Annotated in this window: 15 protein-coding genes; 1 reads left to right on the top strand and 14 read right to left on the bottom strand. The window is 73.3% G+C overall.

Annotation, left to right across the window (positions count from 1 at the left end):
- Positions 1–12 precede the first annotated feature (12 nt).
- Entirely contained in the window at positions 13–597 is a 585-nt protein-coding gene (locus ACI3EY_RS05660) for a TetR/AcrR family transcriptional regulator (RefSeq protein ID WP_405039706.1), read from the bottom strand.
- Between the two features lie 23 nt (positions 598–620).
- Here ACI3EY_RS05660 and ACI3EY_RS05655 point away from each other — a divergent pair, with 23 nt between their 5' ends.
- Positions 621–1,706, top strand: a complete 1,086-nt coding sequence (locus ACI3EY_RS05655) for an MFS transporter (RefSeq protein WP_405039705.1) — start codon at positions 621–623, stop codon at positions 1,704–1,706.
- A gap of 6 nt (positions 1,707–1,712) precedes the next feature.
- On the opposite strand, the gene ACI3EY_RS05650 is transcribed toward ACI3EY_RS05655, so the two are convergent.
- From ACI3EY_RS05650 to ACI3EY_RS05590, 13 genes are all read right to left on the bottom strand, one after another.
- On the bottom strand, positions 1,713–2,399 hold the full coding sequence (locus ACI3EY_RS05650) for an HAD family hydrolase (RefSeq protein WP_405039704.1): 687 nt from the start codon (positions 2,397–2,399) through the stop codon (positions 1,713–1,715).
- Positions 2,396–3,658: an AGE family epimerase/isomerase gene (locus tag ACI3EY_RS05645; protein WP_405039703.1), complete on the bottom strand. Its 1,263-nt coding sequence runs from the start codon at positions 3,656–3,658 to the stop codon at positions 2,396–2,398. The genes ACI3EY_RS05650 and ACI3EY_RS05645 overlap by 4 nt, the downstream gene beginning before the upstream one ends.
- Complete coding sequence (locus ACI3EY_RS05640) at positions 3,655–4,329, bottom strand: nucleoside/nucleotide kinase family protein (protein WP_405039702.1); 675 nt, start codon at positions 4,327–4,329, stop codon at positions 3,655–3,657. Before ACI3EY_RS05640 ends, ACI3EY_RS05645 begins: the two co-directional genes overlap by 4 nt.
- Complete coding sequence (locus ACI3EY_RS05635) at positions 4,326–5,057, bottom strand: SDR family oxidoreductase (RefSeq protein ID WP_405039701.1); 732 nt, start codon at positions 5,055–5,057, stop codon at positions 4,326–4,328. The genes ACI3EY_RS05640 and ACI3EY_RS05635 overlap by 4 nt, the downstream gene beginning before the upstream one ends.
- Positions 5,054–5,974, bottom strand: a complete 921-nt coding sequence (locus ACI3EY_RS05630) for a hypothetical protein (RefSeq protein ID WP_405037899.1) — start codon at positions 5,972–5,974, stop codon at positions 5,054–5,056. Before ACI3EY_RS05630 ends, ACI3EY_RS05635 begins: the two co-directional genes overlap by 4 nt.
- 58 nt (positions 5,975–6,032) lie before the next feature.
- A complete protein-coding gene (locus ACI3EY_RS05625; protein ID WP_405039700.1) occupies positions 6,033–7,394 on the bottom strand; it encodes an FGGY family carbohydrate kinase in 1,362 nt (453 codons plus the stop codon).
- Between the two features lie 151 nt (positions 7,395–7,545).
- The gene (locus ACI3EY_RS05620; RefSeq protein WP_405037897.1) at positions 7,546–8,547 is read right to left on the bottom strand and encodes an ABC transporter substrate-binding protein; all 1,002 of its coding nucleotides are present in this window, start codon (positions 8,545–8,547) and stop codon (positions 7,546–7,548) included.
- Positions 8,547–9,632 carry an ABC transporter permease gene (locus tag ACI3EY_RS05615; RefSeq protein WP_405039699.1) on the bottom strand — a complete coding sequence of 362 codons (1,086 nt, stop codon included), beginning with the start codon at positions 9,630–9,632 and terminating at the stop codon, positions 8,547–8,549. Before ACI3EY_RS05615 ends, ACI3EY_RS05620 begins: the two co-directional genes overlap by 1 nt.
- Positions 9,629–10,396: an ATP-binding cassette domain-containing protein gene (locus ACI3EY_RS05610; protein WP_405037895.1), complete on the bottom strand. Its 768-nt coding sequence runs from the start codon at positions 10,394–10,396 to the stop codon at positions 9,629–9,631. The genes ACI3EY_RS05615 and ACI3EY_RS05610 overlap by 4 nt, the downstream gene beginning before the upstream one ends.
- Positions 10,397–10,469: 73 nt before the next feature.
- A complete protein-coding gene (locus ACI3EY_RS05605) occupies positions 10,470–11,528 on the bottom strand; it encodes a LacI family DNA-binding transcriptional regulator (RefSeq protein ID WP_405039698.1) in 1,059 nt (352 codons plus the stop codon).
- A gap of 205 nt (positions 11,529–11,733) precedes the next feature.
- Positions 11,734–12,306 (bottom strand): P-loop nucleotide/nucleoside kinase family protein, encoded by a 573-nt coding sequence (locus tag ACI3EY_RS05600; RefSeq protein WP_405037893.1) that lies wholly within the window; start codon positions 12,304–12,306, stop codon positions 11,734–11,736.
- 14 nt (positions 12,307–12,320) lie between these two features.
- Positions 12,321–14,168 (bottom strand): glycoside hydrolase family 2 protein, encoded by a 1,848-nt coding sequence (locus ACI3EY_RS05595; protein WP_405039697.1) that lies wholly within the window; start codon positions 14,166–14,168, stop codon positions 12,321–12,323.
- Positions 14,165–15,097, bottom strand: coding sequence for a glycoside hydrolase family 43 protein (locus tag ACI3EY_RS05590; protein WP_405039696.1), 933 nt, complete (start codon positions 15,095–15,097; stop codon positions 14,165–14,167). Before ACI3EY_RS05590 ends, ACI3EY_RS05595 begins: the two co-directional genes overlap by 4 nt.
- Positions 15,098–15,177: the final 80 nt, after the last annotated feature.

Below are 15,177 nucleotides of genomic sequence, written 5' to 3'. Positions count from 1 at the left end.
CCGAACCCTCCCCTAGCCCGTCGGCCCGTCCCAGCCGAGTGCGGCCCGGGCCACCTCACGGGCCGTGTCGGCGGGGTCGGCGGGGTGACCGCGCAGCAGGCTGGCCAGGGCACCGTTGTAGAGCAGCAGCACGGTGTCGACGATCTCGTCGATCCGGCTCGGGTCCGCCTCGACGGCGAGCTCGCGCAGCCGCTCGACCAGCCCGGTCGTGTCGGCCGCCACCAGGTCGGCGGCCCGATCGCTGCCACCCGCCGGCGACGCCGACCGCTCCGAGGCGGTCGCCAGGAAGGCGCACCACTGCGCGGCGGAGGACCGGCCACGGTATGCCGTCAGCGCGGGGAAGACGGCCAGCACCCGCGCGCGGGGGTCGGCCACCGCGTCGACCTGCTCCTGCCACACCGCCTGCCAGCCGTCCAGCCGTCGCTGCAGCACCTCCGCGAGCAGGCCGTCCTTGCTGCCCATGTGCGCGTACAGGGTGACCACCGACACCCCGGCCACCTCCGCCACCCGGTCCACCCCGGTGATCGCGATCCCGTCGGTGAAGAACAGGGACTCGGCGGCATCCAGGATCCGGGCCCGGGTCTGCTCCACTGCCATGGCAAGAGTGTAACGTTCGCTTCATGCTGAAACGCTCGTTACATTTTCCTGACACCTCGAGGACCCGCTCACCGGTGGCGCTGGTGGTGGCCGGCGTGGTGCTGATCGCCGCCACCTACGGGATGGCCCGCTTCGGCGTCGGCCTGCTGCACCCGCAGATGGCCGCCGTACGCCCCGGGCTGGACGGGGCCCTCAGTCCGGCGGGCACCGCCCAGTTCAGCTCCTACTGCCTCGCCGTGCTGGTGGCCGGACGGCTGGTGAGGACCCGGGCGCGCGCGGTGGTCCTCGCCGCCGGGCTGTCCGCCGGCGTCGGGGCGCTCGGGCTGATGCTGGCGCACACGCCCCTCACCTTCACCGCGGCAGCCTTCGTGGCCGGCGCGGGGGCCGGGCTGGCCTCACCTGCCCTGGTCCCGGTGCTGGACCGCGCCGTGCCCGCCCGTCGCTCCGGCCTGACCCAGGCCGCCGTCAACTCCGGGACCGCCGTGGGGCTGATCGCCGTGGGGGCGGTGGTGCTGATCACCCGCGCGGTCGCCACCCCGTGGCTGCTGGTCGCCCTGGTCTGCGTCGGGGCCGGGCTGGCCGTCCACGCCCTGGCCCCCCGCGAGCCCGCCTCGGACGCCTCGCCCGCCGCGGCCGGTCCCCCACCCGGCACACCTCGCACCTCCCGGCTCCCGATGACCCTCCCCTGGCTGCTGGCGGCGGCCACGGGTGTCGTCTCCGCCTACGTCTGGACCTACGGGCCCTCGGTCGTCGTCCAGGACACCGGGCTCGACACCGGCCGGATCGGCTGGCTCTGGGTCACCGTCGGGGTCGGCGGTCTGCTCGGGGTCCTCACCAGCCGGTTGGTGGAGCTGACCAGCCCGGCCCGCGCGTTCCTGCTCTGCGCCGTCGGCCTGCTGCTGGCGACCGCGGCGGTGGCGCTGACGGCCCAGCTGTGGGTCGCGGTCCTCGGGCTGGCCCTCTTCGGCGCCGCGTACATGGCGCTCAGCGGGACCCTCATCCTGTGGGGACGGGTGCTCCGGCCCGAGGACGGTGGGCAGGCCACGGCCTGGCTGTTCCTGGCGCTGGCGGTCGGCCAGGCGCTGGGGGCGGCCCTGCTCAGCCCCTGATCCCGCTCACCGGCGCAGCGACACCCGCACGCCCCCGGCTCCCACGGTGAAGCGCACCGCGGACAGGTCCGGGACCACCAGGTCCGCCTCCCCCAACCGGTCCGCCGGGGTGGTGGTCAGCAGGGCCAGGGTGGCGGCGCCGGCGTCCCGGCCGGAGCGGACACCGGCGACCGAGTCCTCCACCACCAGGCAGCGGGCCGCGTCCACGCCGAGCCGGGCCGCTCCCTCGAGGTAGGGGCCGGGGTCCGGCTTGCCGAGGGCCACGTCGTCCGCACTGACCAGCACCGCCGGCGCCGGGAGCCCGGCGGCCCGCAGCCTGGCCCCGGCCAGCTCGCGACCGGCGGAGGTGACCACCGCCGTCCGGGCGCCGAGCACCTCCAGCGCCTCGAGCGCTCCCGGCAGGGCCACCACCCCCTCCAGGTCGTCCAGCTCGAGGGCGTCGAAGGTCGCTCCCGCCGCGTCCAGGTCGAGCCCCAGCCCCAGCTCCCGGTCGATGCGCGCGATGCTCCGGCGGCTCGGCATACCGTGCGTGTCACCGAGCCGCTCCACCGGGACCCGGTAGCGGCGGGCCCACCCCGCCCAGCTGCGCTCCACCGCCGCCCCGGAGTCGACCAGGGTGCTGTCGCTGTCGAGCAGGACCGCCGCGAAGGTCTCCTCGGTCACGTCCCGTCGGTGCGTCGTCGGCAGCCTCATCCCGCCCACGATGCCACGCCGCGGGCGAACGAGGCCGCACCGGGGACGTCGGCGACCAGGGCGGCCTGGTAGGCGTGGTAGGCGTCCGGGCGGCCCGGCCAGGTGCGGGCGCTGGGGGTGTTGTCCTGGTCCAGCTCGTGCCGCCAGGACAGGCCCTGAGGGTCGACCAGGTAGCGGTCGGCGTAGGCCCACCAGCGTTCCAGGTCGACGGCATGAGCGGCCCGCCCGGTGACCTGGTGCAGCACGGTCGAGGTGGCGATCGCCTCGGTGAGCACCCAGTGCATCCGCTCGCGGACCACCGGCGTGCCCTCCCAGTCGGTGGTGTAGACGAAGCCGTCCTGGCCGTCCGCCGCCCAGCCGTCGGTCACCGCCCGGTCGGCCAGCCGGATGCCGGCCTCCAGCAGGTCGGCGTCCACCTGGTCGCCGGTGGTGGCCAGCGTGACCAGCAGCCGGGACCACTCCAGCCCGTGCCCCACGGTGGCGCCGTAGGGCCGGAACGGGTCCGCCGGGCGGTCCTTGTTGTGCTCCGGCAGCGGGGTCCAGTCGGTGTCGAAGTGCTCCGGGATGCGCCATGATCGTTCCGCGGCCCAGTCGACGACCCGGGCGGCGATCCGCAGCGCCCGCTCCCGCCACCGCGGCCCGGCACCGGCGGCCCAGGCCGCGAGGTACGCCTCGACGGTGTGCATGGCGGAGTTGATGCCGCGGTAGGGGTCCAGGTCGGTCCAGGACGCGTCCCACTCCTCCACCACCATGCCCTGCTGCTCGTCCCAGAAGCGGCTCTCCTGGACGGCCAGCGCCGCCTCCAGCAGCTCGTCGGCGCGCGGGATGCCGGCGGTGCGGGCGGTGCTGGCGGCCAGCACCACGAAGGCGTGCGCGTAGGCCTGCTTGGTGGCGACGTCGACGGCGCCGTCGCGCACCGAGGCGAACCAGCCGCCGTGCTCGACGTCGCGCAGCGGTCCGTCCAGCAGCGCGGACACGCCGTGCGCGGCGAGCCCGGTCAGCTCGCTCTCCGTCGGCCCGCCGGGCACCGGCTCCTCGCCGGCCATCAGGCCCAGCCCGAAGACGTGCGTCATCCGGCAGGTGACGTAGAGCTCCACCGGGCGGCCCGGGTCCACCTCGCCGGCGTCGTCGAGGTAGCCGAAGCCCTCGTCCACCCGGGCGCCCTGCGCGAAACGCAGCAGCTCCACCCGGCGCCGTCGCCGGTACGCCTGACCGCCGGGGTATGCCGCCGCCTCCCGGGCGCTCCCGACGACGTTCATCGACGGACCCCGCGGGCCCGCGAGGGCAGGCACAGCCTCAGGTCGGCCCGCTCCGCGCCGGCCAGCACCAGCTCGGCATTCACCTGGTCCACCCCACGCACCCAGGCCTGCGCCTGCTCGGGCGCCTCGCCGTCCAGGGTGCGCCGCCCCACCAGCCGCCGGACCCGCTCCTGCTCGGGCACCTCCAGGAACCACACCTGGTCCAGCAGCGGACGGACCTGCTCCCAGCCACCGTGGTCGTGCAGCAGGTAGTTGCCCTCGGTGAGCACCAGGCTCGCCTCCGCGGGCACCGGGAGCGCCGCGGCGACCGCGGTCTCCACCGAGCGGTCGAAGGTCGGGGCGTACACCACCGCGTCCGCGTCCGGCATCTGCCGCACCCGCTGCAGCAGCGCGGCGTACCCGTCCACGTCGAAGGTGTCCCAGGCGCCCTTGCGCCCACGCCGGCCGAGCCGTTCCAGCACCCCGTTGTCCAGGTGGAAGCCGTCCATCGGCACCCATGCCGCCCGGGAGCCCAGGTCGGCGAGGACGGCCTCGACCACCGTCGACTTGCCGGCGCCCGGCGCCCCGGTGATGCCCAGCACGGTGCGGGTGCCGGACTCGGCGAGCCCGCGGGCCCGCGCCACCAGCTCGGCGAGGGACAGGGTGAGCACGTCGGTGCGGGTACCGCTCATCGGCACGTGTACCCCCCGTCGATGGGCAGGTGCACCCCGGTGATCATCGACGCACCCTCGCCGAGCAGGAAGACCACGGGAGCGGCCACCTCGGCCTGGGTGGCCCAGCGGCCCAGCGGCATCTGCTCCAGGAACGGCGGGCCGACGTCCGCACGCCCCCAGTAGAACTCCGACATCTCGGTCATCACGACCGTCGGGTGCACGCTGTTGACCCGGATCCCGTGCCGGCCCAGCTCCAGGGCGCTGACCCGGGTGATGTTGTCCAGGGCCGCCTTGGACGAGCCGTAGGAGATGTGGTTGGGCAGCGCCACCAGCGAGGCCTGGCTGGAGACGTTGACGATCGAGCCACCCTGCCCCAGCCGGATCATGCTGCGCGCGGCGTGCTTGATCACCAGCAGCGCACCCCGGGCGTTGACCGACATCACCTGGTCGAAGACCGAGATGTCGGTCTCGGTCGGCGAGGCGATCTCCCCGCCGAAGCCGCCGCAGTTGACCACGCCCCACAGGTCGAGGTCGCCCACCGCCGCGGCGATCTGCTCCTCGGAGGTGAGGTCGAAGAGCACGGTCCGCACCCCGGTCTCCGCGACCAGGTCGGTCAGGCCCTCCTCGCTGCGCCCGGAGGCGACCACGTCGGCACCGGCCGCCACCAGGTGACGCACGATCTCCGCACCGATCCCCCCGGAGGCCCCGGTGACCAGGACGGTCCTGCCGTCGAGCCCGCCGCTCACGCGGTGGCCCCCACGGTGTCGGCAGCGGCCGGCACGGCACCGTCGATGGTGGCCGACAGCTCGGCCAGCCGCGGCCGGGCCCGGGTGCTCAGCAGCTCCTCGCGCTCCCCGGCGGTCATCGCCAGGCTGTCCTTCCACAGCGAGCGACCGGCCATCGCGCCGGCGGCACCGTTCTCGACGGCCAGGCGCACCTGCCCGATGAACGTGGCGTGGTCCACCCCCGCGGAGAGGACGGCCCAGGGCACGTCGCCGGCGGCGGCGGTCACCTCGGCGCAGGCCTGCGCCGAGCCCGGATAGGCCAGCTTCAGCACCTTGGCGCCACGCTCCACCGAGATCCGCGCGGAGTCCACGACCAGGGAGCCGAAGCGAGCGGCATACTCCTCCTCGGTCTCGTCCTCGAGGCGGTAGGTGAGGATCTCCACGATGAGCAGCAGCCCGGCCCGGGCGCAGTCGGCGACCAGCGCCTCGATCTCGGCGCCCACCCGCTCGACCGACGCGGGCTGGTCCGGGCGCAGGTACCAGAGCATCTTGGCGGCGTCGCCGCCCAGCTCGCGCACCGTCTCGGCGCTGACCCCGGGGACGTAGCGGGTGTACCGCAGGCCGTCCACGGTCTCGAATCCGGAGGCGTCCATGCCGACCACCAGTGCGGTGTCCGCGGAGAGGGTGCCCTCGTCGACGATCCTGGGCAGCGCGACCTCGGGGTCGAGCAGGATCGCCGGCGCGTGGTTGCCCAGGTGGGCCACCAGGTCGGACTTGGCCTCGGCGAGCTCGTCGACCGAGATGGCGTCCGGACCGTCGGGACCGTTCATCACGGCCTTCATCCCGTTGCGCTGGTCCGCGGCGACGACCAGCATCCGGCCGGCGGGGGTGGTGAGCCGGGAGAAGGCGCGGCGCTCGAGCGTGGACAGGGTGTTCATGTGGTTCGCTCCTCGTGGGTTGCGTGGGTGGTGCGGTTCGGGGGTGGGTCGGGGAAGGTCAGTGGTGCGCGTGGCGCAGGGAGAGGGCCGAGAGCGCTGCGCCGTAGGCGGTGTCCTGGGACCGGTGGGAGACCTCGAGCCGGGGCAGCACCCGGCCACGGGCCTCGCGGACCGAGGCCCAGGAGGTCCAGCCGCCGGTGAGCAGGGCGGAGGTGGCCGGCGGCAGCTCGGCGTCCATCGCCTCCACCAGCCGGGCGATCTCGTCGTTGCCGTGCTCCAGCACGGCGCGCATCAGCAGGGCGGGCGAGACGTCGTCGGTGCCGATCCGCAGGGACAGCTCGCCGTCGTCGTTGCGGGCCCCGGCGACGCTCACGCCCCGGGTGGACGCGGCGGACCCGCCCTCCTCGGCGAGCGCCAGCACCGCGGAGTCCAGGGACCGTCGGGCCTCCTCGTCGCCCATCCCGAGCAGCGCCAGCGTCCGGCGCATCAGCAGCCCGGTCTTGACGCCGGCGACGACGACCCAGCGGCCGGGGACGACGTGTGGGACGCAGTTGATCAGGTATGCCCCGAGCCGGGTGCGCGCGTCGAAGGTCAGCGGGGTGTCGATCACCCGGAGCAGCACCTCGGCGGTCCCGAGCGAGACGTGGTAGCGCGCCTCCTGCGAGGTGTCACCATCGCTGCCGGTCAGGCTGGAGACGAGGTGGTCGTGCCCGGCGATGCTCAGCCGGGACCCGGCGAACGCCGCGGGCACCCGTGCCGGGTCGGCGCGCCCGACCGGGGTGCCGGCGTCGACCAGCTCGGGAACGATCTGCGGGCCGACGCCCAGGTGGGCCAGCAGCTCCGGCCAGACCCGGCCGTCCTCGACCTGCAGCAGCCCGGTACGGGCGGCCAGCGAGCGTTCGGCGACGACCGGTCCGCCGAGGGCGTGCACCACGAACTCGGGCAGGCTCAGCCACCTGGCGGCGGCCACCGGGGTGCCGAGGTCGCGCAGGTGGGCGATCTTGGCCGCCGAGACCTGGACGCCCCAGGGCAGCCCGGTCCGGCCGGCGAACTCCTCGCGCAGGTCCTGCGGCAGGGCGTCGACCGCATACTGGCCGGAGAGGTCGAACCAGGCGAAGGCGGGGGCGAGCACCCGGTCGTCCGGGCCCAGCAGGAAGCCGGACTCCCCCATCCCGGTGACGGAGAGCACCTCGACCGGGTCGGCGTCGGGGTGGCGGGCGGCCAGCTGCCGCGCCGCGTCCGCGAGCACCTCGTGCACGGCGGCGAGCAGGGCCTCCTCGGGCAGCACGATGGACCCGGTCGGGTCCTCCTGCCACGGGGTGTCGATCCGGCTCAGCACGACCTCGTGCCCCTGGTCGTCGAGGACCAGCAGCTTGATGCCGGTGCTGCCCAGGTCCAGCCCGGCTACCAGTGTCTGCACGTCGGTCCTGCTCCTCGTCGCTGTCATCGGGGTGGGTGTCATCAGGTGGGTGCCATCGGGGACGTCATGGTGCGGGTGGTGCGTCGTCCGGGGGTCGTGGTGCCCCGCCACAGGGTCGGGGCACCACGACGTCTCGGGCGTCAGCGCCGGGTCAGCACTCGGAGGCGTAGAGGGCCGCCTGGCCCTCCTCGGACTCCAGGGTGTCGGCGGTGACGATGGTGAAGCCGGTCTGGATCTCGGCCTCGGTCTCCTCGCCCTCCAGCGCCATCAGGGCCTGCTCCACGCCCTGGTAGCCGATGTCGTAGGGCTGCTGGGCGATGATCGCCTGCAGGGTGCCGTCCTGGAGCGCCTCGACCTGGGCGGGGCCGGCGTCGAAGCCGATCACCTGCACCTCGCCCGAGACGCCCGCCTGCTCGATGCCGGTGGCCGCACCCTCGGCGCTGAAGATGTTGGTCGCGAAGATCGCCTTCAGGTCGGGGTAGCGCTGCAGCGTGGAGGTCACGATGGAGGCGGCCCGCGCCGGCTGGTTCTGGGCGTACTCCACGCCGACGTACTCGAAGGAGTCGTCCTGCGCGGCGGCCTCCTCGAAGCCCTGGACGCGGTCGTCCGAGGTCGAGATGCCGGGCTGGTTGTCGATGACCAGCACCTGGCCGCCGTCGGGCACCAGCTCCTGGATGGCCTCGAAGGCCGCCGCGCCGCCACCGATGTTGTCGGAGGCGATCGCGGACGCGGCGAAGGAGGGGTCCTCCACCGTGGTGTCCACCAGCACGACCTCGCTGTTCTCGGCGGCGTCCTCCAGCGGGCGCTGCAGGGCGGTCACGTCGTTGGGCGCGATGAGGATGGCGTCCGGGTCGTTGGCCGCGACCGAGGTCACGATCGGCTGCTGCAGCGCCGGGTCCCAGCGCTGCGGGCCCTGCACGGAGACCTCGGCACCGAGCTCCTCGGCGGCGGCACGGACCCCGCACTCCATCGAGATGTAGAAGTTGTCGCCGATGACGCCCTGGATGAAGGCGACCTGCGGCGTGCCGGAGCCGCCGCCTGCCTGGGTGCCCTCGGAGTCGTCGCCGGTGTCGGCGTCACCGCCCCCGCAGGCCGCCAGGCCGGTGGTGGCGAGCGCGGCGACGAGGATCGTCATTGATCGGTTGAGTCGCATCAGATGTCCTTTCGGTGGTGGGTGAAGATGCGTGAGAAGAAGGTGCTGCTGGGTTTGCCCCGCGTCGCAGAGGCCCGGCGGACCTGGTCGAAGTAGACGGCGCCGATCAGGAAGGCGCCGACGACGACCTGCTGCCAGTACGGCGCGACCCCGAGGATGACGAAGCCGTTGCGCAGCGTGGCCGGGATGAGCAGGCCGATCACGGTCCCGAAGACGGTGCCGATGCCCCCGAAGAGGCTGGTCCCTCCGATGACGACGCCCGCGATCACGTCCAGGTTGGTGAGGCTGTGACCGGCGATGGTGGTGGAGCGGAAGAAGGTCAGGTTGAGGATCCCGGCCATCCCGGCGAGCAGGCCGGCGAAGGCATACACCTTGATCAGCTGCCGGTCGACCTTGATCCCGACCCGGCGGCACGCCTCCGGGTTGGAGCCGACCGCGCTGGTGTGCAGCCCGAACTTGGTGCGGCGCAGCAGCACGATCCCGATCGCGACCACGACGGCCGCGATGATGACCAGGATCGGGATCCCGAGCACCTCACCGAAGCCGACCGAGTTGACCAGCACGTCCGGCACCGCACGGCGGTCGATGCCGTCGGTGAGCACCTGGGCCAGGCCGAGCGCGGCGCCGAAGGTGCCCAGCGTGACGATCATCGGAGGCACCTTCGCCTTGGCCACGAAGAAGCCGTTGATCAGCCCCCACATCAGCCCGGAGGCCAGGGCCACCAGGATCCCGACCAGCGCGACCAACCATCCCTCGCCGTCGCCGACCCGTTCCATCGCCATCGAGGACACCACCCCGCTGAAGACCAGGATGGAGCCCATCGACAGGTCGATGCCGCCGGTGACGATGATGAAGGTGGTGCCCACGCCCAGCACGGCCAGGATGGCCACGCTCACCGCGATGTTGCGGAAGTTGTTCACGTCCAGGAACGCGGTGGTGGCCAGGGTGCTGAAGATGGCGCAGATCACCAGCCAGACGAGCACGATCTGCAGGGCCTGCGCCTGCACACGGCGGCGCAGGTTCTCCCCGATCGAGGCCCGCGGGGCGGCGGCCATGTCGTCCTTGGTGTGCGTCGCGTTGCTCATGATGCCTCCTTGGTCTCGAGCGCCCCGGTCATCGCGCCGACGAGCTCCTCGACGCTGGAGGACTTCGCGTCGTAGACCGCGACGCGCCGGCCCTGACGCATGACGTGCACCCGGTCCGAGACCTCCAGGACCTCGGGCATCGAGTGGCTGATGTAGACGACGCCCAGGCCCTGGTCCCGGATCCGGCGGATCAGGTCGAGCACGCCCTTGGTCTGCACCACGCCCAGCGCCGCGGTGGGCTCGTCGAGGAAGATCACCTTGTCCGCCCAGGTCGCGGCCCGGGCCACGGCGATCGCCTGGCGCTGGCCGCCGGACATCCCGCTCACCGCGCCCTCGTAGTCGCGCACGGTGGCGCCCAGGCTGTCGAAGGCCGCCGCACCGCGCCGACGCATCTCGGCACGCTGCATGAAACCGAGCCGGCCGAGCAGCCCGGGACGCATGAGCTCACGGCCCAGGTACATGTTCTGGATGGGGTCGAGGTGGTTGGCCAGGGCCAGGTCCTGGAAGACCGTCTCCACGCCGAGGTCACGTGCCTGGTTGGGGGTGGTGAGCGTGAGCTCCTTGCCCTCGAAGGACAGGGTGCCGCCGTCCGGGACGTCGGCACCGGCCAGGATCCGCACCAGGGTGGACTTCCCGGCACCGTTGTCGCCGATCAGCGCGGAGACCTCGCCCGGGCGGACGTCGAAGTCCGCACCGTCGAGCGCCTGCACGGCGCCGAACCTGCGGACGATGCCGCGTGCCTCGTAGATCGCGTCGGTGCTCATCGGACGTGGCCCTTCCTACGGTCGTTCCCAGGGCTGTCGCACCCCGTCGTTGCGGTGAACATGTGCCTCCTTCTCAGGCTTGGACGATCTGCTGACGCGTGGGCCGCACGGCGATCTCGCCGGTCCCACGAGGTATGAGTCGGGCCGGCACCTCGATGACGCCGGTCGGCCCCTGGGCGGGGTCGTGCGGCGGCAGGTGCGCGAGCAGGGCCTCCGCCGCCGCGTGCGCCATCCGCACGGCGGAGTGGTCGACCACGGTGACCGCCGGCTGCACGCTGTCCGCCATGGTGAAGTCGCCGAAGGAGACCAGCGCCACGTCGGTGCGGCCGAACTGGTGCAGGGCGGGGACCACGCCGAGGGACAGCCGGGAGCTGCAGGAGAAGATCGCGGTGGCCGGGTCGTCGAGGTCCAGCACCCGGCGCACCTCGCGCATCGCAGAGCTCTCGTCGTCGCACTCCATCCGCATCAGCTCGGGGGCCACCTCGACCCCGGCCTCGGCCAGCGCCCGGCGGTAGCCGTCCTGGCGGCCGCGGGTGGTGGGCAGGTCCAGGGAGTCGCTGAGCAGCGCCACCCGGCGGTGCCCGCGCGCCAGCAGGTGGCGGGTCGCCTCGAAGGCCATGCCCGGGTCGTCGGAGACCACCGAGACCGCGCCCTCCACGTGCCCGACACGGTCCACGAAGACGACCGGGGTGCCCGCCAGGTCGGCGGCGGAGATCGAGTCCGGGGAGGTCGGGGCCACGATCACCCCGGCGCAGCGGCGCCGCACCAGGCTGCGGACGATGTCCCGCTCCCTGGCCACCTCACGGTTGCTCGAGGCGAGCAGGCAGCGGTAGCCCGCGGTGTCCAGCGCCGACTCCAGCGTCGCGGCCAGCTCGGAGAAGAAGATGTCGCCGATGCTGTCGACCACGACGCCCACGGTGCGGTCGTGGCCGGCGCGCAGCGAGCGGGCCGCGGGGTCCGGCTCGTAGGCCAGCGACTCCATCGCCTGCTGGACCGCCTGGCGGGTGGCGCCGGCGACGTTGGGGCCGTCGTTGAGCACCCGGGAGGCCGTCTTGAGGCTGACCCCGGCCAGTGCGGCGACGTCCTTGAGGGTCGGGCCGGACACCCGGCGACGAGGGGTGACGGAGGACATCACGTCCCCCGCACCGGACCGGGTGCACCAGCACGCGTCAGCGTGTGCGCTCGCTCCGCCATGGAGGCCTCCGGTCGTCGTTGTCCATCGTTGTCATGTGTGACTGGATCGAGTGTGCCGCGCGGATGACACCGTTGTCAACCGGTCGCGCACAAATTCTTCCGGAGGTGTCGGGGACTGCCGCTTCCGCCGCTCCCGGCCGCCGCTACGGCAGCCGCTCGAGCAGACTCCGGGCTTGCTCGGCCGGCGCCCGGGCGGCGTCCACCGCGAGGTGCGGCACCACCGGCGGGGCCAGGTCGACCGAGGCCAGGTAGGCCCCCAGGTCCGCGAGCTTGGCCCGGTCCCGCTCCGCCTGCCGCGCCCGCAGCCGCTCCCCCAGCTGGTCCACACCGATCCGCAGCCAGGCCAGGTGCGGGTCCCCACCCGCCGCGGCCAGCTGCTGGGCCAGCGCCGCCCAGGCGGTGGGGTCCGAGCGCTCCGCGGTGAACGGTGCCACCAGCACCACCGGTGTCCCGGTCCGCAGGCAGTCCTGCGCGGCCCCGACCAGGCACGCGTAGCGCGCCGTGCGCAGCCGCGCGGCGACAGGGACGTCGGGGTCGTCGTACCCGCCGCTGTTGCCGTTGCTGCCGAGCGCCTCGACGAGCAGGTCCAGGAGCGGGTTGGTCAGCGTGTCCAGGTCCAGCAGCGCGGCACCGAGCGACCGGGCCAGCTCCTGCGCCGTCGAGGTCTTGCCCGCCCCGGGCGCCCCGGTGACCGCCACTGCCAGCTGTTCGCGCACGCCGACCAGCCTAGTCAGCCCTCTCGCTCGTAGGCCGCGTCGGCGCCGAAGATGGCCCGGACCCGGTCCACGTCGAGCTTGGCGGACCGGTCGAAGGCGTAGATCCCGTTCTTCTCCTGGAAGACGTCGGTGAGCTGGGTGTAGCAGTACCCGAACATCAACGGGTCCTGGTCCAGCACCCGGGTCAGGCCCTCGGCCCGGGCGTAGAACTCCTCCTCGTCCCGGACCCGGTCCCCGTAGCCCCAGGACTCCTGCGCGTCGTTGGCCGCGTCGGCCTGCGAGCGCTGGTGCTCGGGCACCCACCAGATGCCGCCGTACTCGCTGCAGAAGTAGGGCTGACCGGCGTACGGCAGCGAGTAGTCCGGGGCGCCCTGCGCGCAGGCACCGGTGTTCTCGCCGGTGTTGGTGTGCGGACGCCCCTGCGCCAGGCCGCCCATCCGCTCCGCGAACTCGGCCGGGTCCTGGGTGTAGTCGTGGCTGTCCCAGACGTCGGTCGCCGCGACCCGGTGGCTGTAGCCGGAGGCGTCGACGACCGGGCGGGTCCGGTCCATCCCCTTGGTCGCCCAGTACATCGCCTGGGTGACGTCGTCGAGCGTGGTGAACCGGTCGTGCAGGAACTGATGGGTCTCGTTCAGCGGGCACCAGCCGACGATCGCCGGGTGCGAGTAGTCGCGCTCCACCGCCTCGACCCACTGCGCCACGAAGGTCGGCCCGTGCCCCTGGTTGTGGCCTGCCGGGCCGGCCCCGGAGACGCCCCAGTCGGGGAACTCGCCCCACACCAGGTAGCCGAGCCGGTCGCAGTGGTGCAGGAAGCGCTCCTCGGCGATCTTCTGGTGGATGCGGGCACCGTTGAAGCCGGCCGCCAGGGCGAGCTCGATGTCGGCGACCAGCGCCTCCTCGCTCGGTGCGGTCATCAGCGACTCCGGCCAGTACCCCTGGTCCAGGACCAGGCGCTGGAAGACGGGCTCACCGTTGAGCAGGATGCGGTGCCCGTCGATCGCGAGGGTGCGCAGCCCGGCGTAGGACTCCAGCTCGTCCAGCACCTGTCCCCCGGCGTCCAGCAGCTCCAGGTGCAGCCGGTAGAGGTGCGGGTCGGCAGGACCCCACCAGCGGCGCCGTTCGGCAGGGACCTCGAGGCGCAACCGCGGCACCAGCTGGCGGCCGACCGCCGCCTCCGCGGTGGCGACCTCCCCGGCGTCGTCGCCGAGGGTGGCGCGCACCCGCTGCCCCGGTATGCCTCCGGTCACCGGCAGCTCCACGTCGAAGGCCCCGGCCGCGTCCGGGGTGATCCGGGCCCGGCCCAGGAAGCTCGTCGGCACCGACTCCAGCCAGACCGGCTGCCAGATGCCGGTGGTGCGCGGGTACTGGGCGTGCGTGCCGTGGAACCAGGTCGCCTGCTTGCCCCGGGGCAGCAGCTCGTGCCGCGGGTCCCGGGCCCGGATCACCAGGGTCGCCACCCGTCGGCCGGCGAGCGCCGCGGTGAGGTCCAGGGTGAAGCTGGTGTGCCCGCCGCGGTGCCGGCCGACCTCGGTGCCGTCCACCCAGACGGTGGCGTCGTGGTCGATCGCCTGGCAGTGCAGCAGCACCCGGTCGCGGGACGGCCAGTCCGCCGGCAGCTCCAGGGTGCGGCGGTACCAGACCGCCTCGTGCCAGTCGGGGTCGTCGACCCCGGACAGCGCGGACTCCGGGGCGAACGGCACCAGGATGGCGGACCCCAGCTCCCGGTCCAGCAGCCCGCGCTCCAACCCGGAGTCGCCGGGGTCGCGCTCGAACTGCCAGGTGCCGTTGAGGCTGAGCCAGCGCCCGTCGGGGCGGACGAACTGGGGGCGGGGATGCTCCGGGCGGGGGACGTCCGCGCTCATCGGCCGGCCTCCGGTGCCGCCGGGTGGTCGACGGTGGGCGGCTCCACCTCGACGCCGCCGTCCTGCGTGAAGGTCACCCGGGACAGCCACATCTGGCGCCCGACGGCCTCGTCACCGACCGAGCCGGGGACCCAGGCGTGGTAGACCATCCACAGCTGCCCCTCGACCTCGACGAGCGAGTTGTGACCGGGCCCGGCGGCCACCTCGTTGCTGACCAGCACCGGGTCCGGGTCCTTGGTGAAGGGGCCGGTGGGGCTGTCCGAGACGGCGTGGCCGACGGCATACTGATCGGTCCAGAAGCCGTTGCCGGAGTAGAACAGGTGGAAGCGCCCCTCGTGCTCCCAGACCGAGGGTCCCTCGACGAGCATGTCCTCCCACGGCTGGTCCTGCTGGAGGACGTCGACGGTCTCCCCCTCCATGCTCATCCCGTCCTCGGAGAGCTGGGCCACCCGGATGAAGGTGTCGACACCGACGTGGTTGCCGTCGTTCTTCCAGTAGAGGTAGGCGGTGCCGTCGGAGGCGATGAACGGGCTGGTGTCGATCGAGCCGCCCTCGTCGATCTCGCACAGCAGCGGCTCGTCCGACTCGTCGACGTACGGCCCGGCGGCCTGGTCGGCGACCGCCACCGAGATGCACTGGCGGTCCTCGCCGGACAGCGCGGTCGTGTAGTACATCCGGTAGCTGCCGTCGGCCCACCGGATGGTCTCCGGCGCCCAGACCTTGCCCGGGGTGGACCAGCCCGGCAGCGCGGGCAGCGCGTCGCTGCCCTGCGACCAGTCGACCATGTCCTCGCTGACCGCGGTCTGCACGTTCATCGCGTTGCCGTTGGTGGCGAAGGCGATGTAGCCGCCGTCGTCGTCGGCCAGGATGTGCGGGTCCGGGAAGTTGGTGGCATGGACAGGGTTGGTGAACCCGGTGGAATCAGTCACGGCGGCGTCCTCCGTCGATGTCGACGTCGTTGTCGTTGGGGCGTCGGCCCCTGCCCCTCCCCCGCCGGAGCAGCCGGCGA

The sequence above is a fragment of the Serinicoccus shuyuelongi genome (assembly GCF_045032955.1).
Lineage (GTDB): Bacteria > Actinomycetota > Actinomycetes > Actinomycetales > Dermatophilaceae > Ornithinicoccus.
This window is presented reverse-complemented; position numbering and strand designations above follow the sequence as displayed.